Here is a 26953-nt window from a genome sequence, read left to right on the forward strand (position 1 = left end):
AACGAGGCCCGCAGGAGCGGCCCTTGCCGTCCCCCGCCAACCCACCCCGCCCCACCAACAACCAGTCCCGCAGCTGTCGCTTTGGCTGTCGCTCTGGCCGTTGCCGTTGCCTTGGCTCTGGCTTCAAAGCCCGCGCGCAGCGCGCAACACCCCCCACGTCAAGACCTTGTCCGTATAGCCCCCCGCCGCTACCCTGAGCGGGCACTCCTGCGCACCTGTGACCCCGGCGGCCGTTCCTACGCCTGCTCCCGGGGCCGGTGCGCTCCAACCTGGTCCGGCATGTCCAACTCCCGTTTCGTCCATCTCCACGTCCACACCGAGTTTTCGCTGGCGGATTCCACCATCCGCGTGCCGGCGAAGCCGGAACAGGCTGACCCGAAGAAAGCCAAACAGGCCAACCTGCTGTCACGCTCGGTCGAACTCGGCCTGCCCGCGTTGGCCGTCACCGACCTGAACAACCTGTTCGCGCTGGTCAAGTTCTACAAGGCCGCCGAAGGCGTGGGCATCAAGCCCATCGCCGGCGCCGATGTGATGATCGCCGAAGAAGGCCAGGACCCCTGGCGGATGACCCTGCTGTGCCGTGACCGCGAGGGCTACCTCAGCCTGTCGCGGTTGCTGACCCGCGCGTGGATGGAAGGCCATCGCCCCGAAGGCGGCGTGGCCGTGCACCCGGAATGGTTGAAAGCCGGCTGCCAGAACCTGTTCGCCCTCAGTGGCCGCGACAGCCTGGCCGGTCGCCTGGCCGCCGCCGGCAAGCATGACCTCGCCGAACAGCAACTGGCCGACTGGCAGCGCGTGTTTGGTGATGGCCTGCACCTGGAACTGACCCGCACCGGGCGCGAGGGCGAAGAGGCGTTCAACCAGTTCGCGCTGATGGCCGCAGGCCAGCGTGGGTTGCCGGTGATCGCCAGCAACGACGTGCGCTTCCTCGCACCGACCGATTTCAGCGCTCACGAAGCGCGCGTGTGCATCGCCTCCGGCCGCGTACTGGATGATCCCAAGCGTCCGCGCGACTACAGCGACCAGCAGTACCTGAAGTCGTCCGAGGAGATGTGCGCGCTGTTCGCCGACATCCCCGATGCGATCGACAACACCCGCGCGCTGGCCGAACGCTGCAACATCGAAATGCGGCTGGGCACCTACTTCCTGCCCAACTACCCGGTGCCCGACGACGAAACGCTGGACAGCTGGATCCGCAGCGAAGCGCGCAAGGGGCTGGCGCTGCGCATGGAGAAGAATCCCGTAGCGCCTGGCATGACCTTGCAGGACTACAGCGAGCGCTTGGAATTCGAGCTGGATACCATCATCAAGATGGGCTTCCCCGGCTACTTCCTGATCGTGGCCGACTTCATCCAGTGGGGCAAGAACCAGGGCATCCCGATCGGCCCGGGCCGCGGTTCCGGTGCCGGTTCGCTGGTGGCCTGGGCACTGCAGATCACCGACCTGGATCCCCTGCCCTACAACCTGCTGTTCGAGCGCTTCCTCAACCCCGAACGCGTGTCGATGCCCGACTTCGACATCGACTTCTGCATGGACCGCCGCGACGAAGTCATCGACTACGTGGCGCGCAAGTACGGCCGCGAGCGGGTCAGCCAGATCATCACCTACGGCACCATGGCGGCCAAGGCCGTGGTGCGCGACTGCGGGCGCGTGCTGGGCTTCCCGTACGGCCTGGTGGACAGCGTGGCCAAGCTGATCCCCAACATCCTGGGCATTTCGCTGAAGGATGCGATGGGCGAAGGCAAGGACAGCGAAATGGCCTCGCCGGAGCTGATCCAGCGCTACCAGAGCGAGGACGATGTCCGCGACCTGATCGACCTGGCGCGGCAGCTGGAAGACCTGACCCGCAACGCCGGCAAGCACGCCGGCGGCGTGGTGATCGCGCCCGAGCCGCTGGCCGAGTTCTGCCCGCTGTTCGCCGAACACGACGAAAACGGCATCGGCCGCAATCCGGTGACCCAGTTCGACAAGAACGACGTCGAAGAAGTCGGCCTGGTGAAGTTCGACTTCCTCGGCCTGCGCACGCTGACCATCATCGATTGGGCAGTGAAGGCGATCAACAAGCGCCACGAGCGCGCCGGCATCCCGCCGCTGGACATCACCCAGTTGCCGCTGGACGATGCGCCGACCTACAAGGACATCTTCGCCTCCGGCAATACCGGTGCGGTGTTCCAGTTCGAATCCTCCGGCATGCGCCGCCTGCTGAAGGACGCCAAGCCCGACCGCTTCGAAGACCTGATCGCGCTGGTGTCGCTGTACCGTCCCGGCCCGATGGACCTGATTCCCTCCTTCGTCGACCGCAAGCATGGGCGCGAGGAAGTGGAGTACCCCGATCCGCGCACCGAGCGCATCCTGCGCGACACCTACGGCATCATGGTGTACCAGGAGCAGGTGATGCAGATGGCGCAGATCGTCGGCGGTTACTCGCTGGGCGGCGCCGACCTGCTGCGCCGTGCGATGGGCAAGAAGGTGCCGGCCGAGATGGCCAAGCACCGCGAGATCTTCCGCGAAGGCGCGGCCAAGGACGGCGTCGGCGAGGCCAAGGCCGATGCGATCTTCGACCTGATGGAGAAGTTCGCCGGCTACGGTTTCAATAAATCGCACGCCGCCGCCTACGCGCTGGTCAGCTACCAGACGGCCTGGTTGAAACGGCATTACCCGGCCGAGTTCATGGCCGCCACGCTGTCTTCGGACATGGACAACACCGAGAAGGTGGTCGGCTTCCTGGACGAGGTGCGCAACCTCGGCCTGACCGTGCTGCCGCCCAAGGTCAACCAGTCGGCCTACATGTTCGAAGCGGCCACCCCGGACACCATCCAGTACGGCCTCGGCGCGATCAAGGGCGTCGGCCAGGGCGCCTGCGAAGCGGTGGTCGACGAGCGCCTGCAGAAGGGTGCCTACACCGACCTGCTGGATTTCTGCACGCGCATCGGCTCGGCCAAGCTCAACCGGCGCACGCTGGAAGCGATGATCAACTGCGGTGCGCTGGACGAGCTGGGGCGCAACCGTGCCTCGCTGGCCCTGCAACTGCCCGAAGTGATCAAGGCCACCGAGCAGATGGCGCGCGAACGGGCATCGGGCCAGAATTCGCTGTTCGGCGGCCCGGATCCGAATGCACCGGCGATCCACCTGGAACTGCAGGAAACCGACGAATGGCCACTGCTGCAGCGGCTGACCGGTGAGCGCGATACGCTGGGCTTCTACCTCAGCGGGCATCCGTTCGACCCGCATCGCGACGATGTGCGCGACCTGGTCGGCACCGACCTCGGCGCGGTCGAGAAGATCTGGAGTGCCGCCAGCGGCGGCGGCGGTGGTGGTGGCGAAAAGCGCTGGCGCCCCGAAGTGCAGACGGTGCTGGCCGGCCAGGTGGTCGGGGTGCGCCGCAAGGGCGAAAGCCAGATCTTCATCCAGCTTGAAGACGGTCGCGGCCGGGTCGAATGCAGTGCGTTCTCCGACGCGATGGCCGAGTTCGGCCACCTGATGACCAAGGACCGCATCCTGGTGGTCAAGGGCGGCCTGCGCGAAGACGAATTCAATGGCGGCTTCGCCCTGCGCATCCGCCAGTGCTGGGACTTCGACGAGGTCTGCGCGAACTACGCAACGCGGCTGTCGCTGCGCGTGGACCTGCGCCGCGAACGCCCGGTCTGGGAGCGCGTCAATGCCCTGCTCGACCGCCATCGCCCCGGCCGCACGCCCCTGCGCCTGGACCTGCTGCTGAAGGACCAGGAAGGCTCGCTGGCCGGCATGCTGGACGTGGGCGGTGAGAGCGCCGTACGCATCGATTCCCGGCTGATCCAGGCCCTGCGCGCCGACCCGGCCGTGCGCACCGTGAAGGTGCGCTACAGCCCGCCGTGGGCGAGCTGACCAGACGACGGCGTACGGGGCATCCCCACGCATTCGGCTAAACTTCCCTCCTTACATTCATACGACGGCTTCCGATGAATCCGAACTACCTCGACTTCGAGCAACCCATCGCCGACCTGGAAGCCAAGATCCAGGAGCTGCGCAGCGCCAGCGCCGGCCCGGCGGTCAACGTTGAAGCCGAAGTAACGGCCCTGCGCGGCAAGCTGCGCACGCGCACCGCGCAGATCTTCCGCAACCTGACCTCGTGGCAGGTGCTGCAGCTGGCCCGCCATCCGTCGCGTCCGTACACGCAGGACTACCTGCACCTGATGTTCGACGAGTTCCAGGAACTGGCCGGCGACCGTGCCTTCGCCGACGACAAGGCGATCATGGGCGGCCTGGCCCGCATCAATGGCCGCGCGGTCATGGTGATCGGCCACCAGAAGGGCCGCGACACCAAGGAAAAGATCAAGCGCAACTTCGGCATGCCCAAGCCGGAGGGCTACCGCAAGGCGCTGCGCCTGATGAAGATGGCCGAGCGTTTCGGCCTGCCGGTGCTGACCCTGATCGACACCGCCGGCGCCTGGCCGGGCATCGACGCAGAATCCCGTGGCCAGTCCGAAGCCATTGCCCGCAACCTGATGGAGATGGCCGAGCTGAAGGTGCCGGTGATCTGCACGGTGATCGGCGAAGGCGGCTCCGGCGGCGCGCTGGCGCTGGGCGTGGGCGACCGCACCATCATGCTGGAATACAGCGTGTATTCGACGATCAGCCCGGAAGGCTGCGCCTCGATCCTGTGGAAGGACGCCACCAAGGCCAAGGACGCCGCCGAGCAGCTGGGCCTGACCGCTCCGCGCCTGAAGGGGCTGGGCCTGGTGGACAAGGTGGTGCGCGAGCCGACCGGCGGCGCACACCGCAACCCGGTGCAGATGGCCAAGCGCCTGAAGGCCGTGCTGGTCAACGAACTGGACGCGCTGCAGGAACTGCCGACCGACGAACTGCTGGCCAAGCGCTACACGCGCCTGCGCAGCTACGGCACCTACGAAGCCGCGTAAGGCGACAGCGCCGGACGATCTCCGGCGCTCGGTCGTGGCTCAGAACGGCTTGGCCAGCACCAGCCAGACGATCGGGATGAAGGCCAGCAGCGGGATCTCGTTGATCCACCGCAGCGCGCGCGATGACGGCAGCGGCCGGCCCTTGGCCACGCCCTTGAGCAGCCGCCCGATCCAGATGAAATACGCCATCAGCAGCACCACCAGGCCCAGCTTGGCGTGCAGCCAGCCGGCCCCGCCCGGTGACACCATGGTCGGGAAATCCGGAATGACCCGGTAGCCCAGCCACAGCACCAGCCCCAGCACGAAGGCCAGCCCGAACATGCTGTGGCCGAAGCGGTACAGGCGCCGCCCCATCAACTGAAGGCGCTCGCTCACTGCCGCCTGCCCCGCCGTCTCGGCGATGTTGACCAGGATGCGCGGCAGGTAGAACACCGTCGCCATCCAGGCCACCACGAACACCAGGTGGAAGGTCTTGACCCAGAAGTAGGACTGCATGTGCTCGCTCCAGCGGCTGGCGTAGGATGAGCACCATTTTCACCGATGCGCAGAGCCACGTACATGCACAAGACCTACGACGCCGCTTATTTCCAGCACTGGTACCGGCGCGCCGATATCGGCGGCAGCGCGCGGCTGGCGCGCAAGGTCGCCCTGGCCGTGGCCAGCGCCGAGTACTACCTGGAACGCCCGATCCGCAGCGTGCTGGACATCGGTTGCGGCGAAGGTGCATGGCGCGCGCCGCTGCTCAAGCTGCGCCCCAAGCTCAGCTACCTGGGCTTCGACAGCAGCGACTACGCAGTGGGCCGTTATGGGCGCACCCGCAACCTGCACCCGGCCAGCTTCGGCGACTTCGCCTGGCTGCGGCCCTGCGCGCCGGTGGACCTGCTGGTCTGCTCGGATGTGATGCATTACGTGCCCGACCGCGAACTGCGCGCCGGGCTGGCCGGCATCGGCGAGCTGACCGGCGGCGTGGCCTTCCTGGAGACCTTCGCCGCCGAGGACGACTTCGAAGGAGACCATGACGGCTTCCATCCGCGCCCGGCACGTTGGTACCGGCGCGAACTGGGCAAGCACGGCCTGACGCCGATCGGGTCGCACTGCTGGCTGGGGGCCGCGCTGGGCCAGGAAGCCGCAGCCCTGGAAAAGGCCTGAACCGGCGTCGTCCGGATCTGCGACCCCAGTTAATATTCCGCGGCGCCGGATCAGGTATGCTGCGCGGCAACATATGACCATACATATTGAGTCAATATGCTCTACCAGCTCCACGAACTGACCCGTAATCTGCTGGCCCCCTGGGTCCACCAGGCCCAGGCAAATGCCCACTTCTTCAACAATGCCGGCCACTGGTGGGGGCAGATGCCCGGTGCCGATCGCCTGGCGGCGATGAACGAGCTGTTCCACCGCCTGGGCAAGGATTACGAGAAGCCCGAGTGGGGCATCAACGAGATCGACGTGGACGGCGAGCGCGTGCCGATCGTGGTCCACGAAGAGGTCAGCAAGCCGTTCTGCAAGCTGCTGCGCTTCAAGCGCCACAGCAACGAAGCAGACCAGCTGCACACCATGCTCAACCAGCCGTTCGTGCTGGTGGTGGCGCCGTTGTCCGGCCACCACGCCACGCTGCTGCGCGACACCGTGCGCACCCTGCTGCGCGACCACCGCGTGTACGTGACCGACTGGGTCGATGCACGCATGGTGCCGGGCAGCGAAGGCGAGTTCGGGCTGGATGATTACGTGGAGTACATCCAGGAGTTCATCCGCCACCTCGGCGTGGAGCGGTTGCACGTGGTGAGCGTGTGCCAGCCCACCGTACCGGTGCTGGCGGCGGTTTCGCTGATGGCCAGCCGCGGTGAACCCACGCCGAAGTCGCTGGTGATGATGGGCGGACCGATCGATGCGCGCTGCAGCCCGACCGCAGTGAACAACCTGGCCACCCAGAACCCGCTGTCGTGGTTCGAAAACAACGTCATCCACACCGTGCCGCCGAGCTACCCCGGCGCCGGCCGCCGCGTGTATCCGGGCTTCCTGCAGCACGCCGGCTTCCTGTCGATGAACCCCAGCCGGCATTTCAGCTCGCACTGGGATTTCTATGCCGACCTGGTCAAGGGCGACCTGGAAGACGCCGATGCGCACCGTCGTTTCTACGACGAGTACAACGCGGTGCTGGACATGCCGGCCAAGTACTACCTGGACACCATCAGCGTGGTGTTCCAGGACTTCCTGCTGCCGCGTGGCGAGTGGTACATCAAGGGTGAGAAGGTCGATCCTTCGGCCATCCGCGATACCGCACTGCTGAGCATCGAAGGCGAGCTGGACGATATCGCAGGGCTCGGCCAGACCGAAGCGGCGCAGTCGCTGTGCACGGGCATTGCCGAAGACCGTCGCGAGCATTTCATCGTCGAAGGCGCCGGCCACTACGGCATCTTCAGCGGCCGTCGCTGGCGCGAGGTGGTGTACCCGAAGGTCCGTGATTTCTTCGCCGCCAATGCCGAAGCACCGGCGGCGGCGAAGCCGAAGAAGAAAAGCAACGTCACCCCGCTGCGGCGGAAAGCCGGCTGAAACGACCAGCCCCTTTCATTCGAAAGGGGCTGCATCCTGCCAAGTCTGCGGCGAATTTCCAACGGCTGCCATCGTCGTCGCAAGCAACGCTCTCACACACGCGCACCTGCCGCTCTCCGCTTGGTCCCCGCGCCCAGCACTGCGTTAACAAAGACGCTCACGACCACGCCTCGCAATTTCCAGGTGCTGGCCAGCGCAAGCCCTACCGAGACGACCACTTCCCATGCTGAAACGGTGTCTGCGATGATCCGCAGCGGCAATGCAAAGGGCATGGTGGGCGGGAAGAACGACAAGGCAACCATGAACGCATTATCCGGCTCCTTTGCCCCTCCCAAGCAAAGAAGCAGGCACGTCATGGGCACCAGGATCAGCGTATTCCGGATAGCTGAGGTCGCACTTGGCAGCCGCGCAGCAACCAAGGCAAATGCCACGCTCCAGAAGCCTAGTCCGACCACACCGATCAGCAGTGCTGAAAGTAGCTCCGGCCATGCGCGCAGTGCGTCGAACAGTTGCGCCGGGTCGAGGACACCCAGGAGCATCGAGGCCAGCACCCCGTAGATTGCGTACGTGACGATGGTTTTGATGCCATGAAGTGTCGCCGCGATCAGCTTCCCATCAATCCATACGGAGGGACTGATTGCCGAAAGCACGATCTCACTTATCCGGCCGAATTTTTCACCGGCTATTCCTTGCAGGACGAGCGAAAGCGCCGAGAGGATGCCGAGGATACTCAGCACCATTATCGAAATTGAAGCAGCATAAGTAGCCGGCCCCGCTCGATCTCCCCCACCCTGCAGATGCGTTGAAATGAGTTGAGGGTCTGTGGTGATGGCCTGAAGGTCTGCTTCGGAAATGCCGGCACGCCTTGCACTAAGCGAGCGGTGCCAAGGTGCGAAGCTATCAGCAAGCGCGTCCTGCCAGTGCACTCGGTCGTTGGTGTAAAGACGATAGTGGTTAGGCATCTCTTCAACGAGCAATCCGGCCAAACCGCCGTCTCGAATGCGTCGCATCGACTCGACTCGCGCTTCGGGCTCTGCAGCCACGAAATGGAATCGACCAGACGCCCCCATCGGCAACAGCGCCCCCACTTTGGTTTCAACAGCAATCGCCAGATTGCTGGGAGTCGACATCACCATGAGCGCTTCGCCGCCGAAACGGATCAGAGCGATAAGCACAAGTAGCAAGACGCCAATCAACTCGCCCCTGATATCCAGGAAACTCCGGAACTCGAACCGAGCTACATCAAGGACGCGACGATCCATTCCCTGCTCCCGTTTTGTTTGTCGACACCGATTCGACATAGGCCCGATGGAGGTTGGGCCGGGAAAACTCCAGATCCACGACGCCGTCAAGTGCAGCCAACTCGGCCAAGGCGTCCATAAAGGTGGCGAGTGACATGGGCGGAAAAGTAATAGTCATCCTGTCGTCAGCGGTGAGCGTCACTTGGTGCGACGGCAGATCAGTCAGCAGGAGGCGAGCCCCGGGCTCAATGAGCACCACCACCACCCGCTGCAGACTATCTGCCTGGCGCTGCCCGGACTTCCCGAATGCCGGCATATCCACCGCACGGCCGGCGTGCATCAACATCACAGCTGAAGCCATGCTCTCAACCAGCGCCATTTGATGCGCTGATATGAGAATTGTGGTTCCGTTGGCCGCTTGCTCGAGCAGAATTTCGGAGACCAGATCCTGGTTCAGCGGATCCAAACCAGAGAATGGCTCATCAAGCACGAGTAGCTTGGGCGAGTGCATCAGGCATGCGGCCAACTGAATTTTCTGCTGATTGCCCTTCGATAGCGTCCTCACAAGAGCACGCCGTTTAGAACCAAGCTCAAAGCGGCAGATCCAGTCCTCCAGAACCGCCGGGATCGCGCTGTCGTCAATTTTCCTCAAGCGCGCCCAGTACCGCAGCAACTGTTCCACCTCTACTGCTTGGTACAGGCCGCGTTCCTCCGGCAGGAATCCACGTTGCTCTCGCGGCAATGCGTTTTCCAAGCGCTGCCCGCACCAGAGGATCTGCCCCTCATCGGCATGCAGGAGGCCTGAGATGAGCCGAAAGGTTGTAGACTTTCCTGCGCCATTCGGCCCGATGAGGGCGGATATGGTTCCCGCCTCGACCTTCATCGAAACCCTGTCTACCGCAGTAATGTCGCCGTAACATTTCACGACCCCTTTCAGCTCAAGCAAGCCCATCCCCCTTGGTTGAGGCCCGGGCAAGCGCCTCTATCTCTGCCGTGCGTATCGCTCTCCAGCCCCGCAGAAAAGCCGAATCGCTGTCCCGGATGCCCGACCAGACGTTGAGAGCCTCGCTAGTTCCTTCAGCCGACCTTGCTAGCGCGTCAAAGGCTGCCAACCTGACCCGATCAAGATCGTGCTTCTGGGAAATCGCTTCAAGTACTTCACGATGCTGTCCATCACCCAAGGCCGCTGCGGCATTAAAGAGCGAAACTGCCGATGACTGAGCAGGCCAGATATAACTCCCTCAATCCTTTATTTAATCGACGTATACGGCGTAGTGGTGCCGGAGTTTCTTGCGTTTGCCGCTCATCTGCAGCGGGTCTGATCAGAACATCAGCTCAGCATGCGCGCTTTCTGATTTCGCTCAGGCACGATCCACAATTACACGAAAGCGGTTGAGGCGCCTCTATGCCAAGCTCACCTGCGTCGGTCTAGCCTGACGCTGTCGCGCAAGGTTTCCTCCTGCCACTTGACGAATGGCAAATTACGCCCGCGTTGCAGGCATGGACAGCTGCTTCCGTCGAACTCGATAGCGCTGGTTACCTTATAGATAGGACCAACTGGGATGCCTCGGCCCTGCCTGGAGAAATGTGCCGTGTAAGCCGCAAGCATGCATCAGTGATGGTGTTGAGCATTGCGGCTTCAGCGGGGCCGCTGGCGCTAAGTGGACTGCCCGACGGTGCGCGATTGCTCCGCCGCCCATGCCGAAACACCGGCGGCGGCGAAGCCGAAGAAAATAGCACCGCCCCCCCCCAGCTACGGCGGACGGATGGCTGACGGCCAGCGGCCGTCACTACCAGGCCGCTCCGGCCGTCACGTCCATCGCGCTTACAACCGTACCAGCAGGTGCTTGGCCAGGGTGCCGTGCATGCGGCCGACCGCCCGCGCCAGGTGCAGCGTGCCGAACAGCAGCAGCCCGCCGGCCAGGGCCAGCAGCGGCGTCGCCCAGGCCCCTTCCAGCAGCGGCAGGCCATTGATGGTCACCCCGGTGTAGGCACCCGGGAACCACACCGCCACCGGCGACCAGATCAAGGCCAGCGACAGCGCCAGCAACGTCGTTGCCACGGTGAAGTAGGCGATGCCCAGCGGCAGCATCAGCACGAAGTACAGCAGGGTCAGCCAGGTGCGGCCATCGGTGAACATATCGCCGATCCGCTGCAGCCAGCTGCGGCTGCGGTCGCTGAAGCGTGGGCGTCGCGGCATGCGCTCGCCCAGCAGCACTTCCACCAGCCGCCCCTCCAGCAGCGACAGCCCGCGGATGGAGCCGAAGAACAGCACGGCCACCGGTACGCCGATGATCAGGATCAGCAGGCCCAGCGACAGCGAAAGACCGGTGACCACCCAGCTGAAGAAGAAGGTGCCCGTCGCCAGCGAAAGCAGCATGTAGAACAGTGCGCCATAGGTGTGCGGATCCACCACCACACCGAAGAAGCGCGCCGCCAGCGAGCGCGGTGGCGGCGGCGGCGGATCCGGGATGGACGGGCCCGGTGCCGCAACGCCTGCTGCCGGCGGAACCGCATCAAAGCCGCTGGCCACTGCCGGGGCGGCCGTCACGCGGGTGCCCAGTGGGGTCCTCGGCGTGCGCAGCGCGCGGTTTACGGTCAGCTCGGTTTCGCGGTAGATGTCGGCCACCTCGTCCGGCGCGCCGTAGCTGCCGGCCACGTCGGCGATCACCTCGCCCTCGCTGCGCCCGGGCTGCGCGGCCAGTTCCGATCGCAGGTACTCCTCGGCGTCGTACAGCGCGTCCTGGACCATCGCCGGGTCGGCATCGTGCAGCGCCGCGCGCAGCTGCGCCAGGTAATCGGGAATGGTCGCCGGCAGGGTCCTGCCCATGGTGTGCTCGATGTTCATTGCAGTACGCCCTCCAGAACGGAATCGACGGAATCGCGGGTGGCACGCCAGGCCTGGATCCACTGCTCCAGCACGGCACGCCCCTGCTCGGTGATGCGGTAGTAACGTCGCGGTGGACCGCTGGTGGAGGGCTCCACGTGGCTTTGCAGCAACCCAGCCCCTTCCAGGTTGCGCAGCACCGGGTACAGCGCGCTCTGCTTGCCACTCAGCACGCCCTCTCCCACCTGCTCCAGTTCCTTGGCGATCAGGTAGCCGTACAGCGGCTCCGGTGCCTTGGCCAACACCGCCATCAGCGCCAGCGACACGGTCCCCGCACTGAGCTCCTTCTGGAACTTCTTCAGCTGGATCTCTTCATCGACCATGGCGGCATCTCCACTACGTTGAAGTAAACACTAGTGCGGAGTTCAACCTAGTGGAATAGGCCGGACGTCACGGTGCCGTGCAGCCACCGCGCCCGGCGCTGGCGGGAAACGGTGGCCTCGCGCATGATCGGGCTCTCTTTCCTGAAAGGCTCACCATGGACCGTCGCCCCGCCCTGTTGGCGCTTGCCCTGGCCACCTGCCTGCTGCCTTCGCTGGCCCCGGCGGCCACGCCCTACCGCAGCGCGCAGCAGATCCTGGAAGCCGCACCCGACCGCGACTGGCGCACGCCCGACCCGGCCAACCTGCTGTACATGGACCTGCCGGCCGGACGGGTGATCATCGAGCTGGCGCCGCAGTTCGCGCCGCGCCACGTGGCCAACATCCAGACTTTCGCCCACGAACATTTCTGGGACGGCACCAGCATCTACCGGTCGCAGGACAACTTCGTGGTGCAGTTCGGCGATGCCGACGCCGACGATGCCGCCAAGGCCCGGCCACTGGGATCGGCGCAGAAGAAACTGCCGGCCGAGTTCGAACGCGCCACGGCAGGATTGAAGGTCAGCCCGCTGCCCGATCGCGATGGCTGGGCGGCACGCACCGGCTTCGTCGACGGCTTCCCGGTCGGCCAGGATACGAAGGACGGCAGGACCTGGCTGGCGCACTGCTATGGCGCGCTGGGCGCCGGTCGCAACAATGACGAAGACAGCAGCGTGGGCGCCGAACTGTACGTGGTCACCGGCCAGTCGCCGCGCCAGCTGGACCGCAACATCACGGTGGTCGGCCGCGTGCTGAAGGGCATGGAACTGCTCAGCGCCCTGCCGCGGGGCCCGGCACCGATGGGCTTCTATGCCGACCCGCAGCAGCGCACGCCGATCACCGCGATACGCCGCGCCAGCGATGTGCCCGCCGCCGAACGCGCGCCGATCCAGGTACTGCGCACCGACTCGAAAACCTTCGCCGATACCGTGGAAGCCCGTCGCAACCGTGTCGATGATTTCTACAAACGGCCGGCCGGGCACATCGATCTGTGCAACATCCCGGTGCCGGTGCGGTGACGCCCAGCGGCGCGCGGTGAACGCCATGCCGCACGCGACCAGCGCGAGGTACAGGACGCGTGAGCGTGAACCCCGTTCCACCGTCACCCGCTCTTTTCCGGCCGCTGGCTAGGCTGGGGTCCTGTTTCCCACCAGGACCATCCCATGGCAATGCTGCGACTGCGAATTACCGGATCTGAAGACGACGCGCGTGCGATCAGCGACCTGTTGCTGGGCATCGAAGGCATCGAGCATGTGGAGGAGACCGACGACCTGATGCCGAAGATGGACGACGACGATTCCAGTTCGGCCGGCCTGTCCGATGACATCGGCCCGGGCAGCCATGAACTGGAAGTGGAAGTCGGCAACGAAAGCACCGCGCAGAAGGTGCGCGATGCAGTGCAGGAGCTCGCCCTGGAGCTGGATGTGTTCGTCGAATACGAGACCGACGAAGGCTGATCCGGCGCGGTTGACAGGGCGGTTCAACCCGCCCTGCGCGCACGCCGCCGGCGCCACAGGCGCAGGCCGATCCAGCCGATGATGCTGCCGACCACCAGCACCGGCAGCAGCGCGGCGATGGCGCGTATCAGGTAGGCGATGCTGGTGGTCAGGATCGCTCCCGATTCGGACAGCGCCATGCCGATTTCATTGCGGCTGCGCTGTCCGGACGGCGCGTTGAACTGCATCGTCACCAGCTGCGTGTCGATGCGTCGGCGCTGCTGCGCCGCGTCCTTGTTGGCCTGTTCCACCCCCGCCTCGATTTCCGACAGCCGCTGGGTGATGACCGGCAGGTCGGCCAGTTTGATGTCCTTGCTGTCCTGGTAGGCAAGCAGGCGCTCGTGCTCCTTCTGCAGCCGCGCCTTGGCCAGGGCGGTATCTGCTACCTGCTGGGCGAGGTCTTCGGCATGGGTGTTGCGCGATGACACCTCCCCGCCCTGCCCGGCCAATCCGATGATCGGCTCCACGCCCTTCGGCGCGATGCGCACGCGGATCGAACCGCTGGGATACTCCCCGCCCTGCTGACCCACCTGCAGCACCGCGCAGTCGCCGAAGCGGGCGGACTGGCAGGCATCGGCGATCTGCTTGACCCGTGGCCCGATCTGCACCGCGTCCAGGCGGATGTCCAGGTCATGCTCGTAGGCCAGCGATGCCCCTTCCGGTGACATCACCGCACCGGCAGCGCCGGCACCCGCATCGGCCGCTGCCTCGTGCCTGCCGCAGCCGGCCAGCATCAGCACAACGGCTGCCGCCACCGCAAGCGCCGGGTAGCGCACTGTTGCACAGCTCACGCATCTGCTCCGTTGAATGCCGTCACCGTCAATCCATCCAGCGCCACGCCAGGAAGGCAACGCACATTCACCGCCACCATGGCCTGTCCACTGCGGGGATCGACCCCTTCGCTGAACGGGGCGATGCCACACTGGGCGCAGTAGTGATGCTGCAAGTGGTGCTTGTGGAACTGGTAGGTCGCCAGCTGGGCGGGGTCGCTGGACAGCACCAAGGCCTCGCGCGCGGCGAACCACAGCAGGCCCCCGCGGCGGCGGCACAGGGAACAGTTGCAGTCGATGACCTCGGTGACCGGCTCATCGGCCTGCACGGTGAACGCAATCCGGCCGCAATGGCAGCTTCCTTCGTACTGCATGATCCACCTCCACGTGGGAATGCGACGATGGTAATCCTTTGGCACGCAGACAGGGCGACGGCCCCGGCCTATGCTTGGCGATTGACCCCAAGACAGGATTGCCGATGCGCCAGCATCTCCTTGCCCTCGCCCTGATCGCTGCCCTCGGCGGCTGCCAGCAGGCCGACGCCCCCGCCTCCGCCACCCCGCCCGCCGCCGCGCCGGCGCAGGCCGCCGATGCGGCCGCCGATGCGGCCTTCGCCGATTTGTCCAAGCGCGCCCTGGACAGCTGGATGCAGCTCTCGCCGGTGGGTGCCACGCAGATCGGCGACCACCGCTTCGACAGCGAGATCGACGATCTCAGTGCCGCGGGGCAACAGAAGACCCTGACCGCCTACAAGGGCCTGCTCGCCGAGCTGGAGAAAATGGACGTGGCCAAGCTGGGCCGCGAAAACCAGGTGGATGCGGCGATCCTGCGCAACCAGCTGCAGTCGGACATCTGGAATGCCGAGGTGCTGCAGTCCTCCAAGTGGGATCCGCAGATGTACAACGGCCTGGCCGGCAGCGCGATCTACGGCCTGATGGCGCGCGAATTCGCACCGCTCCCCGAGCGCCTGAAGTCGGCGACCGCGCGCATGGAGAAAATCCCGGCGATCTTCGCCCAGGCCCGCGAAAACCTGGATCCGGCCCGCGTGCCGAAGATCCATGCCGAAACGGTGGCCAAGCAGAACCGCGGCATCCTCAGCATCGTCGATACTTTCATCACCCCGCACATCGGCGAACTGCCGCAGGCCGACCAGCAGCGCCTGCAGGCCGCCATCGATGGGCTGAAGAAGGCCGTGGACGAGCAGCAGCAGTGGCTGGACAAGACCCTTGTGCCCAATGCCAAGGGCGAGTTCCGCGTCGGCGCCGAGCTGTACGACCAGAAGCTGAAGTTCGCGCTGAACTCCTCGCTGTCGCGGCAGGAGATCGGTGAGCGTGCACGTGCCGAACTCAGGCGCGTGCGCCAGGACATGTATGGTATCGCCCAGACCGTGCTGAAGGACAAGCCGGGCGCACCGGAAATGCCGGCGCAGCCGAGCGACGACCAGCAGCAGAAGGCGATCGAAGCGGCGCTGGAACTGGCCTACGCCGACAAGCCGGCCCGCGACAAGGTCGTGGAAGATGCCAAGGCCGCACTGGACCAGTCCACCGCGTTCGTGCGCGAGCATGACCTGATGACCCTGCCCGATGCGCCGGTGGACATCATCCTGATGCCTGAATTCCAGCGCGGCGTGGCCGTAGCCTACTGTGATTCGCCCGGTCCGCTGGACAAGAACCTGAAGACCTTCTACGCGGTCTCGCCGATCCCGGATGACTGGAACGACAAGCAGGTCGACTCGTTCCTGCGCGAGTACAACTCACGCATGATCCACCTGCTGAGCATCCACGAAGGCACCCCGGGCCACTACCTGGAAGGCTGGCATTCGGCCAAGTTCCCGTCCACCCTGCGCGCGGTGCTGCGCTCGGGCCTGTTTGCCGAAGGCTGGGCGGTCTATACCGAGCGCATGATGCAGGAGCAGGGTTATCTCGACAACGATCCGCTTTTCCACCTGGTGCAGCTGAAGTTCTACCTGCGCACCATTTCCAACGCGATCCTGGATCAGGGCGTGCACGTGGACAACTGGACGCGCGAACAGGCGATGCACCTGATGACCCACGATGCGTTCCAGCAGGAAAGCGAAGCGTCGGGCAAGTGGGTGCGCGCGCAGCTGACGTCGGCGCAGCTGCCGACCTACTTCGTCGGTGCGCAGGAACACTTCGACACGCGCAAGGCCGCGCAGGAAAAGCTGGGCGACCAGTTCAACCTGAAGGCCTATCACGACAAGATGCTGTCCTACGGCGCCCCGCCGGTGCGTTTCGCGCGCCAGCTGATGCTGGACCAGCCGATCGAGTAAGTGCGTCTGTCCGATCCCGGGCAGGCCTGCGGGCACTCCGAATTCGAAGCGCCCCCTCAGGGGCGCTTCGAATTTCAGCACGGCAGCGTCAGGTCCGTGTCAGACACGGTTGCAGGAGAGGCGATCGACATTGAAGTACCCATGCTCGTAGCGGATGATTTCCTTGGCATGGATCTCAGAATCCGCATTTACTCTCTGCGTAGTGGGTGCACCGCGGAGCAGGAATGTGCACTGGTACGGTGCCACCGCTGCGATTGCTGCTGTCGATGAAAAAAGTATCGCTGCGGCGGTCAACATGTTCAGGTGTCGGATCATCTGTCAGGTCTCATGATCGGGCGAAGGCAGCGCAGCCGGATGGCCGCTGCAGCCCCAGTATCATTGCGCTGCTTCATCTTGTCAGGAGGCTGGAGCACCACCGGATGACGCACGCTGCGGCACGCTTCAGAGACCTATCGCAGCTTTGCCGCGAGGCGGAGTCCCTGACGCTGTAACCAGGGGTTACCTGATCGCGATCACAGATCCAGCGTGCAAGGCTGCGCGCGACCGCGCCTGCTGCGAATGCCGGGCGACGGCCTGCCGCCGCGAGGCAAGGCTATGCGCAGGCCACTGCAATCAGCCACCGGCCCGGCCCCCATGTGACCAGAATGATCAAGACCCTTGCCGCTACGCTGCTTTTGTCCGTCGCCAGCCTCTCTGCGCACGCTGCGTCGTGGCGATGCGATTTCGTCTACGATGGCGATATCGCCGAGACCCATTTCGTGGAGGCCGATTCGGCGGAACAGGCGATGCAGCGCGTGCGTGAGTGGGCAGCAGGAGAGCACTTCCTGATCGACGCTTTCATCGGCTGCCACGGTGTTTGAAGCCGTAGCGAAGCCGGTTGCAGGGCCCAATACGCCCTGCAGCTGACATTCCGCATCAAGAAAGCGCCCAGCCATGCTCGGCGGCTTCCGATTCGATCGCCACGGAAGGCATCCGCCGAGCGTGGCTCGGCGCTACCCATCAGCCCTCGGCGGCGACAAATCCACCGGTCTGGCGTGCCCACAGCCGCGCGTACAGACCGCCGGCCGCGACCAGTTCAGCATGCGTGCCGGTTTCCACGATGCGCCCCTGGTCCATCACCACCAGCCGGTCCATCCGCGCGATGGTCGAAAGCCGGTGCGCAATGGCAATCACCGTCTTGCCGCCCATCAGCTCATCCAGGTTGTCCTGGATCGCCGCTTCCACCTCCGAATCCAACGCCGACGTGGCTTCGTCCAGCACCAGGATCGGCGCGTCCTTCAGCAACACGCGGGCAATCGCGATGCGCTGGCGCTGCCCACCTGAGAGTTTCACCCCCCGCTCGCCCACCAGGGCGTTGTAGCCCTGCCGGCCCTGGGCGTCGACCAGTGAATCGATGAAGCCATCGGCACGCGCCTTGGCCACGGCCGCACGCAGTTCCTCTTCAGACGCTTCGGGCCGCCCGTACAGCAGGTTGTCGCGGATCGAACGATGCAGCAGCGACGTATCCTGGGTCACCACGCCGATCTGGCCGCGCAGGCTTTCCTGGGTGACGCCGGCGATATCCTGGCCATCGATGGTGATACGGCCACTTTCCAGGTCGTACAGGCGCAGCAGCACGTTGACCAGGGTGGACTTGCCCGCGCCCGACGGCCCGACCAGGCCGATCTTCTCGCCCGGCTTCACCTTCAGGTCCAGCCCGGCGATCACCCCACCGCGCTTGCCGTAGTGGAAATGGATGTCCTGGAAGTGCACGCCCCCGGCACTCACCTTGAGCGGCACGGCATCATCGCGGTCCTGCACCGTCAGCGGCTGGGAAATGGTGGTGATGCCATCCTGCACCGTGCCGATGTCCTCGAAGATGCCGTTGATGGTCCACATGATCCAGCCGGACATGTTGTGGATGCGGATGACCAGCCCGGTGGCCAGGGTGATCGCACCGACCGTGATCAGCCCATCGTTCCACAGCCACAGTGCCAGCCCGCAGGTGCCTGCGATCAGGAACCCGTTGACGATGGCGATGGTCAGGTCCATGCCACTGGTGACTCGCGTCTGCCGGCGATGCTTCTCCGCCAGTTCCTGGATCGATTCGGCGACGTAGGCCTGCTCGCGTCCGCCATGGGCGAACAGCTTCAGCGTGGGGATGTTGGTATAGCCATCGACGATGCGGCCCATCGCCTTGGAGCGCGCTTCGGAGGCGATCCACGCGCGCTCTTTCGCACGCGGCACGAAGTACACCATGATCACCGCATAGGCCAGCATCCACAGCACCAGCGGGATCATCAGCCGCCAGTCAGCCTGGGCGAACAGGAACAGCGCGGTGCCGGTATAGACCACGATGTACCAGAGCGAATCGACCATCTGCACCGCCGATTCGCGCAACGAGGTACCCGTCTGCATGACCCGGTTGGCCACGCTGCCGGCGAAATCGTTCTGGAAGAAGGTCAGGCTCTGGCGCACCACGTAGTTGTGCATCAGCCAGCGCGAGCGGTTGCTCAGGCCCGGCACGATGGCCTGGTTGACCAGCAGGTTGTGCAGACCGACCAGCACCGGCCGGGCGATCACGCAGACCCCCACCATCCACAGCAGGTCCGACGCATGCCGCTGGAAGAAACCGGCGCCGGGCTGCTCGGCGACCATGTCGACGATGCGGCCGAGGAAATCGAACATCGCCACTTCCACCAGCGCCAGCAGCAGGCCGGCGACCAGCGTTGCCAGCAGCACCGGCCAGACCGGGCGCAGATAGAACAGGTAGAACTTGAACACGCTGCGCGGTGGCATGCGCTTGTCCACCGGCGGGAAGACCGGGATCAGGGATTCAAACCAGCGGAACATCACAGTCGCTCACAGCGGGGTAACGGGTGGATTATCCCATCGTATGCATGGCGGGTAGTGACGGCCGCTGGCCGTTGTCCACGCCAGCCTCATCCCTGCGGCACGAACAACAGATCCTGGAAGTCGAAGCTGAAGTCGGTCAGCTCCGAGATCGCCTGCAGGCGCACCTCGCGGACCTTGCCGTCCGGATCCAGGCTGAAGTTGACGAACGCATCGGCATTGAGCGAGCGGTCGTCCCAGCGCACGATGAAGGTGTCGTGCTGCCAGTGCTCCAGCGTGCCGACCAGCTGCGCGGTCTTGTCGAACTGCAGGCGCAGCGCCTTGCCGTTGCCGGTGATGTGCATGTCGCCGTACCAGCGGTCGCGGTAGCTGCCCGCATAGCCTTTCAGCGGCAGTGACGGGGTGCTGCCCGTGGTGCGTGCCGCCTGGTGCCTGGCCCAGGCCGCGTCGGCCTTGTCCCGTCCCTTGTCCACCGCCTTGCCGTAGGCTTCCACCCAGTCATGCCGCTCACCGCCGAGATAGGCATCGAGCACGCTCAGGGTGATGGCATTGAAGGCCGCGCCGGCCTCCTGGTTGGTCAGCACCACCACGCCCAGGTTCTCGCCGGGTACCAGCGTCACCCGGGACACCATGCCCGGCCAGCCGCCGGTATGCCACACCAGCTTGCGGCCGCGGAAATCGCTCAGGCTCCAGCCTTCGGCATAACCGGCGAAGTTCGGCCGCGCCGGCGCCAGTTCCGGTACCGCCGGCTCGGCCACCACCTGCGGGGTGATCATCTGCCACATCTGCTGCTGGCTCTTCGCCGTGAACAGCGCACTGCCGTCGGCCAGCTGGCCCTGCGCCAGCTGCACCTGCATCCAGCGCGCCATGTCATGCACGCTGGAGTAGATGCCACCGGCGCCGGCATTGTTCTGCCAGGTCAGCGGTGCCACCGTGCGCAGGTCGGTGAAGTCGAACTTCGCGTGGCCCACCGCCGCGTTGTCGCCAGCGCGCAGATGATCGGCGTTGTAACGGGTGCCGGCCATGCCGACCTTGTCGAAGATGCGCTGCTGCAGGAACGCCTGGTAGGACTGTCCGGAGACCTTCTCGATGACCTGCTGTGCGACGGCGTACAGGATGTTGTCGTAGGCATAACGCTCGCGGAAACCGCCTTTCAGCGGCACCCTGCCCAAGCGTTCCACCACCTCGGCGTTGCTGTAGGCGGTGGTCGGCCAGAACAGCAGGTCACCGGCGCCCAGGCCCAGTCCACTGCGGTGCGACAGCAGGTCGCGCAGGGTCATCTGCTGGGTCACGAACGGGTCGGACATGCGGAACGACGGCAGGTGGTCGATCACCCTGTCGTCCATTTTCAGCAGTCCCTGTTCGGCCAGCAGGTTCAGCGACAGCGCGGTGAATGCCTTGGTGTTGGACGCGATGGCAAACAGCGTATCGGCCTGCACCGGCTCCGGGCGGCCCTGCTCGCGTACGCCCCAGCCCTGCTCCAGCACCACCTTGCCATCCTTGACCACGGCCACCGCGATGCCGGGCACGTCGAAGCGCGCGCGTACCCGCTCCACCGTGGCATCCAGGTCCTGCAGCGGGGGCGGAGTCGCCGCGGTCGCCAGGGCGGTACAGGCCAGCAGCATCGCGCCTCCGATCAGGAATTTCATCACGCACTTTCTCCAGGCTGGGTTGCCGCGCGGTACAGCCGCCGACGGAATTCTCATGATGGTAACGGGGTCCAGCGCAGCCTTTCCCGTGCCAAAGGAGGGTGCCATGGATACACGCGAGCAGACCAGCAACGGTTCGACCATCATCCCGTGCCTGCGCTACCGCGACGCACTGGCCGCCATCGACTGGCTGCAACAGGCCTTCGGTTTCCACGCCCATGCCGTGCATGCCGACGGTGACACTGTCCACCACGCACAGCTGGTGTTCGGCACCGGGATGGTCATGCTCGGCTCGTCCGGCAACAGCGGCGAATGGGCCCGCCACGCGGTGCATCCGGACCAGGTCGGCGGCCGCCAGACTCAGAGCGCCTGCGTGATCGTGGCCGACGCGGACGCCCATTACGCCCGCGCCACGGCAGCCGGCGCACGCATCGTGATCGATATCGCCGACCAGCCCTACGGCGGCCGGGGTTACGCCTGCGCGGATCCGGAAGGCTACCTGTGGTGGTTCGGCAGTTACGATCCCTGGCACGCAGGGGCTGCGCCGTGACAGCGGCGGCAATCCGCTGCGGCATCGGCGGCTGGGTCTTCCCCGAATGGCGTGGCGGGGTCTTCTATCCTGAGGGCCTGGCACAGCGCGAAGAACTGGGGTTCGCCAGCCGCGCCCTGCGCTGCATTGAAATCAACGGCACGTTCTACCGTACCCCGACCGCTGCGCAATGCGCGCAGTGGGCCGCACAGACGCCGCCGGGCTTCCGTTTTTCGATGAAGGCGCCGCGCTACCTGGTGCAGCGGCGTGATCTGTCCGGTGTTGCCGAGGCCGCGCAGCCTTTCCTGCAGGCCGCGCTGGGCCTGGGCGACCGGCTGGGCCCCCTGCTATGGCAGTTCGCTCCGGGCCACGCGGCCGACGCCGAGGCGCTGGCGGCGTTCATGGGTTCCCTGCCCGCCACGCTGCAGGGCGTGCCGTTGCAGCACGCGGTGGAGGTGCGCAATCCTGCCGCGATGGATGCCACGCTGGTGCAGGCCGCACGCCTGCATGGGGTGGCTTTGGTCATCGAAGACAGCCAGGAAGCGGCGCTGCACGGTGATGTCAGCGCCGACTTCGTCTACGCACGGATCAAGCGCAGCCAGCCGCGCCTGCGTGCCGGACTTCCCGCGCCACTGCAGCAACGCTGGGCCGCGCGCGCACAGGCCTGGGCCGCTGGCCATGCGGTGGACGACCTTCCGTTGATCGCAGCGCCGGCCGCAGGCAGGCCGCGCGAGGTCTACCTGCTGTGCATCGGCGCAGGCAAGCAGCGCAACCCGGCGGCCGCCATCGCTCTGCAACAACGCTGCCACACGCGCTGACCCATCGCCGCCGACGCTGGCTTGCCGCACAATACCGCGATGAGCAGCCCCGATACCCGCAAAGCCCTTCTCCAGATCCATTTCTGCGTGCTGCTGTGGGGCATCACCGCCATCCTCGGCAAGCTGATCACTCTGCCCGCGCTGCCGCTGGTGTGGTGGCGCATGCTGCTGGTGGTGGCCATGCTGGCGCTGCTGCCGCGGGTGTGGCGCGGCCTGCTCACCATGCCATGGCGGGTGGTCGCGGCTTACTCCGGCATCGGCGCCCTGGTCGCGCTGCACTGGCTCACCTTCTACGGCGCGGTGAAGCTGGCCAACGCCTCCGTTGCTGCTACCTGCATCGCGCTGGCTCCGGTGTTCACCTCCATCATCGAACCCTGGGTGGCCAAGCGCCCCTTCCAGCTGCGCGAACTGCTGTTCGGCATCGCGGTGCTGCCTGGCGTGGCGCTGGTGGTCGGCGGCGTCCCGGAGGGCATGCGCCTGGGAGTGCTGGTCGGCGCGATGTCGGCCCTGCTGGTGGCGGTGTTCGGTTCGCTCAACAAGCGCATGGTCAGCCATGCCGACCCACTGACCGTCACCGCGCTGGAACTGGGTGCCGGCACCCTGACCCTGACCCTGCTGGCACCGTTGATGCCGTTCCTGCTGCCCGCCCTCGCCAGCCCGCTATGGGTGCTGCCGGACCTGCATGACGGCATCCTGCTGCTGGTGCTGGCCGGCTTCTGCACGCTGCTGCCCTTCGCTCTGGCGCTGGTCGCGCTGCGCCACCTCAGCGCCTACACCGTGCAGCTGGTGACCAACCTGGAGCCGGTGTATGCGGTCATCCTGGCGGTGGTACTGCTGCGCGAACAACATGAAGTCGCAGGCTGGTTCTACGTCGGCGTGGCGGTCATCGTCGGCGCCGTCTTCCTGCACCCGCTGCTCAATCGCCGGCGCCCGGTGCAGCACCCCGAACTGATCTGACCGGATTCATCCGGCGGTCTCCACGCGGTTGCGGCCGGCCGCCTTGGCCCGGTACAGGGCAGCGTCGGCGCGTTCGATGGTGCGGTCGGTCGGGTCACCGCTGCGGTGCGCGGCCACGCCGATGCTGACGGTCACCGGGAATCCCAGCGGCAGGTCGGCCACCGCCATGCGCAGGAAATCGCATTGCAGTTCAGCGGTGCGCAGGTCGGTGTCCGGCAGCAGCAGCACGAACTCTTCGCCGCCGTAACGCGCCGCCATGCCGGCGCCGGCAAACTGGCCACGCAGCAGGCGCCCCAGTTCGGCCAATACGCGGTCGCCGGTGGCGTGCCCCTGGAAATCGTTGATGCGCTTGAAATGATCGATGTCGAGCAGCGCCACGCAGGTCTGCCGCGGCTGCCCCTCGGTGTCGGCCACGGCTGCATCCAGCGCCATCGCCATGGCCCGCCGGTTGGGCAGCCCGGTCAGCGCATCGGTACGGCTCTGCTCGGCCAGGTCCGCGTTCTGCGCCAACAGCACGTCATGGTAATCAGCGAGCAGCCGTTCGTAGTCATCGCGCTCCTGCATGTGCTGCTGGATGTCCAGCGCGAACCGGCGCAGCTCCATCACCACCATCACCTGCCGCGACAGCGCCGCCAGTGCCTTGGCACGGTCCGGTTCGAGCTGATGCGGCTGCGAATCGAACACGCACAGCGTGCCCAGGGGAAGGCCCTCGTTGCTGATCAGCGGCGCACCGGCATAGAAGCGTACGCCAGGGGCACCCACCACGATCGGGTTGTCATGGAAGCGCGCATCCAGGCGCGCATCCTCGATCACCATGACCTCGCGCGGGCTCAGGATCGCATGCCCGCACATCGACGCATCGCGCGGCAGCTCGGCCGTCTCCACGCCCTGCACGGACTTGAACCATTGCCGCTCGGCATCGATCAGGGTGACCGCTGCCATGGACGTGCCGGCCACCGCCTTGGCGATGGTGACAAGATCCTCGAAGGTCTGCTCCTTCTCCGAGTCCAGGATCCGGTAGCGGTGCAGCGCATCCAGGCGATGCGCTTCATTGGCAGGCTTGTCGGGCTTGATCATCCAGCACTCGAGTGATGGCAGCTGCCACCCAGTCTAGAGGAAAGCCACCGGGCATGGCGCGGCCCGGCCCGGTCTTACCAGTCCAGTTGCCCCGGCAGCAGCCCGCGCAGTTCCGGCTCGCTGAGGTTGCGCCACTGGCCCGGCTTGAGCGCGCCGATCTTGATGTTGTCGATGCGCACGCGACGCAGCTGGGTGACCCGGAAACCGAACTCGGCCGCCATCAGGCGGATCTGCCGGTTGAGCCCCTGCTGCAGGGTAATGCGGAACCCGAACTTGGCGATACGCGAGGTCCGGCACGGCAGGGTCATCTGGTCGTGGATGCGCACACCGCGGGCCATCGCGCGCAGGAACTCGTCGGTCACCGGCTTGTTCACCGCGACCAGGTATTCCTTCTGGTGGCCGTTTTCCGCACGCAGGATCTGGTTGACGATGTCGCCGTTGCTGGTCATCAGGATCAGGCCTTCCGAATCCTTGTCCAGCCGGCCGATCGGGAAGATGCGCTGCTCGTGCCCGACGAACTCGACGATGTTCCCCTTCACCGAACTTTCGGTGGTGCAGGTCACCCCGACCGGCTTGTTGAGCACGATGTAGACGTGGCGGCGACCGCCCGGGCGGCTGGCCTGGCGGGCACGCAGGGGCTGGCCGTCGACCAGCACCTTGTCCTCTTCGCCGACCACCGCGCCGGTACCGGCGGGACGTCCATTGACAGTGACGCGACGTTCGCTGATCAGCCGGTCGGCCTCGCGACGGGAGCAGAAGCCGGTTTCGGCGATGTATTTGTTGATGCGGATGGTCATGCCCCCATTATCCGGCATTGTCGCGCCCACGGCATCCGTTCAGAGCGGGCGCACCGCGTCCAGCTGTTCACCGTCCATCACCCGGTCACGTCCGGCGCGCTTGGCCCCGTACATCGCATGGTCGGCCCGGCGCAGCAGTCCGGCCAGGTCATCATGGTCGGGCCGCCACTGGGCCAGGCCGATGCTGGCGGTCAGTGCCAGGCCGTCCACCTGCAACGCCACCCCGGCCTCGGTGATCCGGCGCCCCACCTGCTGCAGCCGCGCCGCGGCGACATCGCGCGGGGCGCCCGGCAACAGCAGAAGGAATTCCTCCCCGCCCATCCGGAACACCTCGTCACGCCCGCGCAGGGCGCCGCGCAACGCCCCGGCGACCGCCTGCAGCACCGCATCGCCGGTGTCGTGGCCATGGCGATCGTTGATTTCCTTGAACAGGTCGATGTCGAGGAAACCGATCACCAGCGGTGCGCCCTCGGCACGTGCGCGTTCGATCTGCACGCCCAGCTCGCGCAGCCCGGCGCGGCGATTGGGCAGCCCGGTCAATGCGTCGGTGTCGGCCAGTTGGCGCATCTGGTCACGTTGCTCGCGCAGGTTGCCCAGGCGCTGGTTGAGCGCATAGGCGGCCATCATCAGCAACCAGGTCACGCCCAGCTGCAGCGCTTCCACACGATGCGCCAGCAGCCACTGGGCACGGGCCAGGTCGGCGACGATCATCACCAGGAACGGGGCCAGCGCCACCAGGCCGATACTGGCCCAGCGGTCACTGCGCGACCATGCCCATACTCCTGCCAGCAAGGCCGCCATGCAGCCGGTGAAGTGCGCCGCCTCCAGCACATCCGAGGTCCAGCCCAGCAGCGTCCAGTCCATCCAGGGCACCAGCAGCGCCACCGCGAACAAGGCGCCACTCACGGCCGACACCACGCCACGCGAACGCGGCCAGGCGCGGTCGCCTGCGTTGAGTCGCCACAGCATCGGCAGCAGCACGGCCTGTGCGCAGGCGGTCAGGCCAACCAGCCACCAGGCACTGTCCACGCCGATCGGGAACCACGGTTCCGGATACCCACTCAGCCCCCCCAGCACGGCCTGCCACAGCACGAAGACCGCGCAGGCACCAACGTAGACCAGGAAAATACGGTCGCGGGAGGTCAAAAATCCCATCAGCGCCGACAGTGCCAGCGCCAGCGCAACCGCCACGCAGGCGGTACGCACCAGCAACCGCGCGGTATCGCGCTGCTGTACCGGACTGGGCGCGCCGAGCCGCAGCGTAGGGCCCCAACGCTCCTTGAGCGGTGTCGCCCAGGACACATGGATCGGCTCCAGGCTTCCGGCGCGGGGCACGGTGACCATGCCGATGCCGGCGCGGAAGCGCGAATCCCGCGTGCGCGCATCGCCCATGTTGCCGCAGATCTCACGGTCGCCGTGGCGTATCGACACTTCGCCCGCATAGACGTTGAAGATATCCAGCGCCTGCGGCTGGCCCGACCAGCCGCCTTCCGGGGCGGGAATATCCAGCTGTTGGCGCTGTCCGCGCAGCATGTAGGGGGCACAGGCGCGATGGGGCGTCGGCTCGTCGGTCGGCCCGCCCAGCAGCAGGTAGTCGCGCACCGGCTGCGGTGCCGCGGCGGCATTGCACAATGACAGCAGGCCGGACAGCAGCACCGCAGCCAGCACCCACCCGCCCCTGTTCCAGCGGCCCGACCCTACTATCGTGCTCCCCACGCACCACCCGCCTGCTTGCCATCCATGTCGGGAGATTATCGCAGCCCGGCTGATTTCACGCCGGACCGCCGCCGCGCGCGGGCG

Annotated in this window: 23 protein-coding genes; 11 read left to right on the plus strand and 12 right to left on the minus strand. The window is 65.9% G+C overall.

Annotation, left to right across the window (positions count from 1 at the left end):
- The first annotated feature begins 279 nt into the window (after positions 1 to 279).
- Both dnaE and RTX79_RS17365 read left to right on the plus strand, forming a co-directional pair.
- Positions 280 to 3864 carry a DNA polymerase III subunit alpha gene (gene dnaE, locus RTX79_RS17360; protein ID WP_312685036.1) on the plus strand — a complete coding sequence of 1195 codons (3585 nt, stop codon included), beginning with the start codon at positions 280 to 282 and terminating at the stop codon, positions 3862 to 3864.
- A 74-nt stretch (positions 3865 to 3938) separates the two neighbouring features.
- Positions 3939 to 4898, plus strand: a complete 960-nt coding sequence (locus RTX79_RS17365; protein WP_057508658.1) for an acetyl-CoA carboxylase carboxyltransferase subunit alpha — start codon at positions 3939 to 3941, stop codon at positions 4896 to 4898.
- Positions 4899 to 4937: 39 nt separating this feature from the next.
- Here the strand turns inward: RTX79_RS17365 and RTX79_RS17370 are convergent, their stop codons facing one another.
- Positions 4938 to 5393 carry a CopD family protein gene (locus tag RTX79_RS17370; protein ID WP_312685037.1) on the minus strand — a complete coding sequence of 152 codons (456 nt, stop codon included), beginning with the start codon at positions 5391 to 5393 and terminating at the stop codon, positions 4938 to 4940.
- A gap of 63 nt (positions 5394 to 5456) precedes the next feature.
- On the opposite strand from RTX79_RS17370, the gene RTX79_RS17375 reads away from it, so the two are divergent.
- A complete protein-coding gene (locus RTX79_RS17375; protein ID WP_057508660.1) occupies positions 5457 to 6047 on the plus strand; it encodes a class I SAM-dependent DNA methyltransferase in 591 nt (196 codons plus the stop codon).
- Positions 6048 to 6143: 96 nt separating this feature from the next.
- On the plus strand, positions 6144 to 7451 hold the full coding sequence (locus RTX79_RS17380; protein WP_123699469.1) for a polyhydroxyalkanoate depolymerase: 1308 nt from the start codon (positions 6144 to 6146) through the stop codon (positions 7449 to 7451).
- Positions 7452 to 7543: 92 nt separating this feature from the next.
- Here the strand turns inward: RTX79_RS17380 and RTX79_RS17385 are convergent, their stop codons facing one another.
- From RTX79_RS17385 to RTX79_RS17400, 4 genes are all read right to left on the minus strand, one after another.
- On the minus strand, positions 7544 to 8713 hold the full coding sequence (locus tag RTX79_RS17385; RefSeq protein ID WP_312685038.1) for an ABC transporter permease: 1170 nt from the start codon (positions 8711 to 8713) through the stop codon (positions 7544 to 7546).
- Positions 8694 to 9638, minus strand: a complete 945-nt coding sequence (locus tag RTX79_RS17390; RefSeq protein WP_312685039.1) for an ABC transporter ATP-binding protein — start codon at positions 9636 to 9638, stop codon at positions 8694 to 8696. The genes RTX79_RS17385 and RTX79_RS17390 overlap by 20 nt, the downstream gene beginning before the upstream one ends.
- Positions 9639 to 10517: 879 nt before the next feature.
- A complete protein-coding gene (locus tag RTX79_RS17395; RefSeq protein WP_312685040.1) occupies positions 10518 to 11540 on the minus strand; it encodes a sensor domain-containing protein in 1023 nt (340 codons plus the stop codon).
- The gene (locus RTX79_RS17400) at positions 11537 to 11902 is read right to left on the minus strand and encodes a PadR family transcriptional regulator (protein WP_057508663.1); all 366 of its coding nucleotides are present in this window, start codon (positions 11900 to 11902) and stop codon (positions 11537 to 11539) included. The genes RTX79_RS17395 and RTX79_RS17400 overlap by 4 nt, the downstream gene beginning before the upstream one ends.
- 155 nt (positions 11903 to 12057) lie before the next feature.
- Here RTX79_RS17400 and RTX79_RS17405 point away from each other — a divergent pair, with 155 nt between their 5' ends.
- Both RTX79_RS17405 and RTX79_RS17410 read left to right on the plus strand, forming a co-directional pair.
- Positions 12058 to 12957, plus strand: a complete 900-nt coding sequence (locus RTX79_RS17405) for a peptidylprolyl isomerase (RefSeq protein ID WP_312685042.1) — start codon at positions 12058 to 12060, stop codon at positions 12955 to 12957.
- Positions 12958 to 13101: 144 nt separating this feature from the next.
- The gene (locus tag RTX79_RS17410; RefSeq protein WP_057508667.1) at positions 13102 to 13395 is read left to right on the plus strand and encodes a hypothetical protein; all 294 of its coding nucleotides are present in this window, start codon (positions 13102 to 13104) and stop codon (positions 13393 to 13395) included.
- A gap of 23 nt (positions 13396 to 13418) precedes the next feature.
- Here RTX79_RS17410 and RTX79_RS17415 read toward each other — a convergent pair whose 3' ends face one another.
- Together RTX79_RS17415 and RTX79_RS17420 are read right to left on the minus strand one after the other, a co-directional pair.
- A complete protein-coding gene (locus tag RTX79_RS17415; protein WP_312685080.1) occupies positions 13419 to 14168 on the minus strand; it encodes a DUF4349 domain-containing protein in 750 nt (249 codons plus the stop codon).
- Between the two features lie 53 nt (positions 14169 to 14221).
- A complete protein-coding gene (locus tag RTX79_RS17420) occupies positions 14222 to 14578 on the minus strand; it encodes a GFA family protein (RefSeq protein ID WP_057508668.1) in 357 nt (118 codons plus the stop codon).
- Between the two features lie 104 nt (positions 14579 to 14682).
- Between RTX79_RS17420 and RTX79_RS17425 the strand changes: the two genes are divergently transcribed.
- The gene (locus RTX79_RS17425; RefSeq protein WP_312685045.1) at positions 14683 to 16494 is read left to right on the plus strand and encodes a DUF885 domain-containing protein; all 1812 of its coding nucleotides are present in this window, start codon (positions 14683 to 14685) and stop codon (positions 16492 to 16494) included.
- A 644-nt stretch (positions 16495 to 17138) separates the two neighbouring features.
- Positions 17139 to 17354, plus strand: coding sequence for a hypothetical protein (locus tag RTX79_RS17430; protein WP_312685046.1), 216 nt, complete (start codon positions 17139 to 17141; stop codon positions 17352 to 17354).
- 139 nt (positions 17355 to 17493) lie between these two features.
- Here RTX79_RS17430 and smrA read toward each other — a convergent pair whose 3' ends face one another.
- Both smrA and RTX79_RS17440 read right to left on the minus strand, forming a co-directional pair.
- Positions 17494 to 19326, minus strand: a complete 1833-nt coding sequence (smrA, locus tag RTX79_RS17435; RefSeq protein ID WP_312685048.1) for a multidrug efflux ABC transporter SmrA — start codon at positions 19324 to 19326, stop codon at positions 17494 to 17496.
- Between the two features lie 89 nt (positions 19327 to 19415).
- On the minus strand, positions 19416 to 20975 hold the full coding sequence (locus tag RTX79_RS17440; RefSeq protein WP_312685050.1) for a serine hydrolase: 1560 nt from the start codon (positions 20973 to 20975) through the stop codon (positions 19416 to 19418).
- A gap of 106 nt (positions 20976 to 21081) precedes the next feature.
- Here RTX79_RS17440 and RTX79_RS17445 point away from each other — a divergent pair, with 106 nt between their 5' ends.
- From RTX79_RS17445 to RTX79_RS17455, 3 genes are read left to right on the plus strand one after another with little or no spacing between them, the layout of a single operon-like run.
- Positions 21082 to 21525, plus strand: a complete 444-nt coding sequence (locus tag RTX79_RS17445; protein ID WP_312685052.1) for a VOC family protein — start codon at positions 21082 to 21084, stop codon at positions 21523 to 21525.
- Complete coding sequence (locus tag RTX79_RS17450) at positions 21522 to 22322, plus strand: DUF72 domain-containing protein (protein WP_312685054.1); 801 nt, start codon at positions 21522 to 21524, stop codon at positions 22320 to 22322. Before RTX79_RS17445 ends, RTX79_RS17450 begins: the two co-directional genes overlap by 4 nt.
- Positions 22323 to 22361: 39 nt before the next feature.
- Positions 22362 to 23279 carry a DMT family transporter gene (locus RTX79_RS17455; protein ID WP_312685056.1) on the plus strand — a complete coding sequence of 306 codons (918 nt, stop codon included), beginning with the start codon at positions 22362 to 22364 and terminating at the stop codon, positions 23277 to 23279.
- A gap of 6 nt (positions 23280 to 23285) precedes the next feature.
- Here the strand turns inward: RTX79_RS17455 and RTX79_RS17460 are convergent, their stop codons facing one another.
- From RTX79_RS17460 to RTX79_RS17470, 3 genes are all read right to left on the minus strand, one after another.
- Complete coding sequence (locus tag RTX79_RS17460; protein WP_057508676.1) at positions 23286 to 24356, minus strand: GGDEF domain-containing protein; 1071 nt, start codon at positions 24354 to 24356, stop codon at positions 23286 to 23288.
- A 74-nt stretch (positions 24357 to 24430) separates the two neighbouring features.
- Positions 24431 to 25153: a pseudouridine synthase gene (locus RTX79_RS17465; protein ID WP_057508677.1), complete on the minus strand. Its 723-nt coding sequence runs from the start codon at positions 25151 to 25153 to the stop codon at positions 24431 to 24433.
- Between the two features lie 39 nt (positions 25154 to 25192).
- Complete coding sequence (locus RTX79_RS17470) at positions 25193 to 26821, minus strand: GGDEF domain-containing protein (RefSeq protein ID WP_312685059.1); 1629 nt, start codon at positions 26819 to 26821, stop codon at positions 25193 to 25195.
- Positions 26822 to 26953 lie beyond the last annotated feature (132 nt).

This window comes from Stenotrophomonas chelatiphaga, assembly GCF_032054965.1.
In the GTDB taxonomy this organism is placed as follows: Bacteria; Pseudomonadota; Gammaproteobacteria; order Xanthomonadales; family Xanthomonadaceae; genus Stenotrophomonas; species Stenotrophomonas chelatiphaga.

Bases quoted from the DNA above. Each gene is read 5' to 3' on its own strand.
- RTX79_RS17430 (WP_312685046.1), top strand. From the start codon at position 17,139: ATGATCAAGACCCTTGCCGCTACGCTGCTTTTGTCCGTCGCCAGCCTC.
- RTX79_RS17425 (WP_312685045.1), top strand. From the start codon at position 14,683: ATGCGCCAGCATCTCCTTGCCCTCGCCCTGATCGCTGCCCTCGGCGGC.
- RTX79_RS17455 (WP_312685056.1), top strand. From the start codon at position 22,362: ATGAGCAGCCCCGATACCCGCAAAGCCCTTCTCCAGATCCATTTCTGC.
- RTX79_RS17395 (WP_312685040.1), bottom strand. From the start codon at position 11,540: ATGAACATCGAGCACACCATGGGCAGGACCCTGCCGGCGACCATTCCC.
- RTX79_RS17420 (WP_057508668.1), bottom strand. From the start codon at position 14,578: ATGCAGTACGAAGGAAGCTGCCATTGCGGCCGGATTGCGTTCACCGTG.
- RTX79_RS17415 (WP_312685080.1), bottom strand. From the start codon at position 14,168: ATGCTGGCCGGCTGCGGCAGGCACGAGGCAGCGGCCGATGCGGGTGCC.
- smrA (WP_312685048.1), bottom strand. From the start codon at position 19,326: ATGTTCCGCTGGTTTGAATCCCTGATCCCGGTCTTCCCGCCGGTGGAC.
- dnaE (WP_312685036.1), top strand. From the start codon at position 280: ATGTCCAACTCCCGTTTCGTCCATCTCCACGTCCACACCGAGTTTTCG.
- RTX79_RS17370 (WP_312685037.1), bottom strand. From the start codon at position 5,393: ATGCAGTCCTACTTCTGGGTCAAGACCTTCCACCTGGTGTTCGTGGTG.
- RTX79_RS17365 (WP_057508658.1), top strand. From the start codon at position 3,939: ATGAATCCGAACTACCTCGACTTCGAGCAACCCATCGCCGACCTGGAA.
- RTX79_RS17405 (WP_312685042.1), top strand. From the start codon at position 12,058: ATGGACCGTCGCCCCGCCCTGTTGGCGCTTGCCCTGGCCACCTGCCTG.
- RTX79_RS17460 (WP_057508676.1), bottom strand. From the start codon at position 24,356: ATGATCAAGCCCGACAAGCCTGCCAATGAAGCGCATCGCCTGGATGCG.
- RTX79_RS17445 (WP_312685052.1), top strand. From the start codon at position 21,082: ATGGATACACGCGAGCAGACCAGCAACGGTTCGACCATCATCCCGTGC.
- RTX79_RS17380 (WP_123699469.1), top strand. From the start codon at position 6,144: ATGCTCTACCAGCTCCACGAACTGACCCGTAATCTGCTGGCCCCCTGG.
- RTX79_RS17375 (WP_057508660.1), top strand. From the start codon at position 5,457: ATGCACAAGACCTACGACGCCGCTTATTTCCAGCACTGGTACCGGCGC.
- RTX79_RS17400 (WP_057508663.1), bottom strand. From the start codon at position 11,902: ATGGTCGATGAAGAGATCCAGCTGAAGAAGTTCCAGAAGGAGCTCAGT.
- RTX79_RS17385 (WP_312685038.1), bottom strand. From the start codon at position 8,713: ATGGATCGTCGCGTCCTTGATGTAGCTCGGTTCGAGTTCCGGAGTTTC.
- RTX79_RS17465 (WP_057508677.1), bottom strand. From the start codon at position 25,153: ATGACCATCCGCATCAACAAATACATCGCCGAAACCGGCTTCTGCTCC.
- RTX79_RS17440 (WP_312685050.1), bottom strand. From the start codon at position 20,975: ATGAAATTCCTGATCGGAGGCGCGATGCTGCTGGCCTGTACCGCCCTG.
- RTX79_RS17410 (WP_057508667.1), top strand. From the start codon at position 13,102: ATGGCAATGCTGCGACTGCGAATTACCGGATCTGAAGACGACGCGCGT.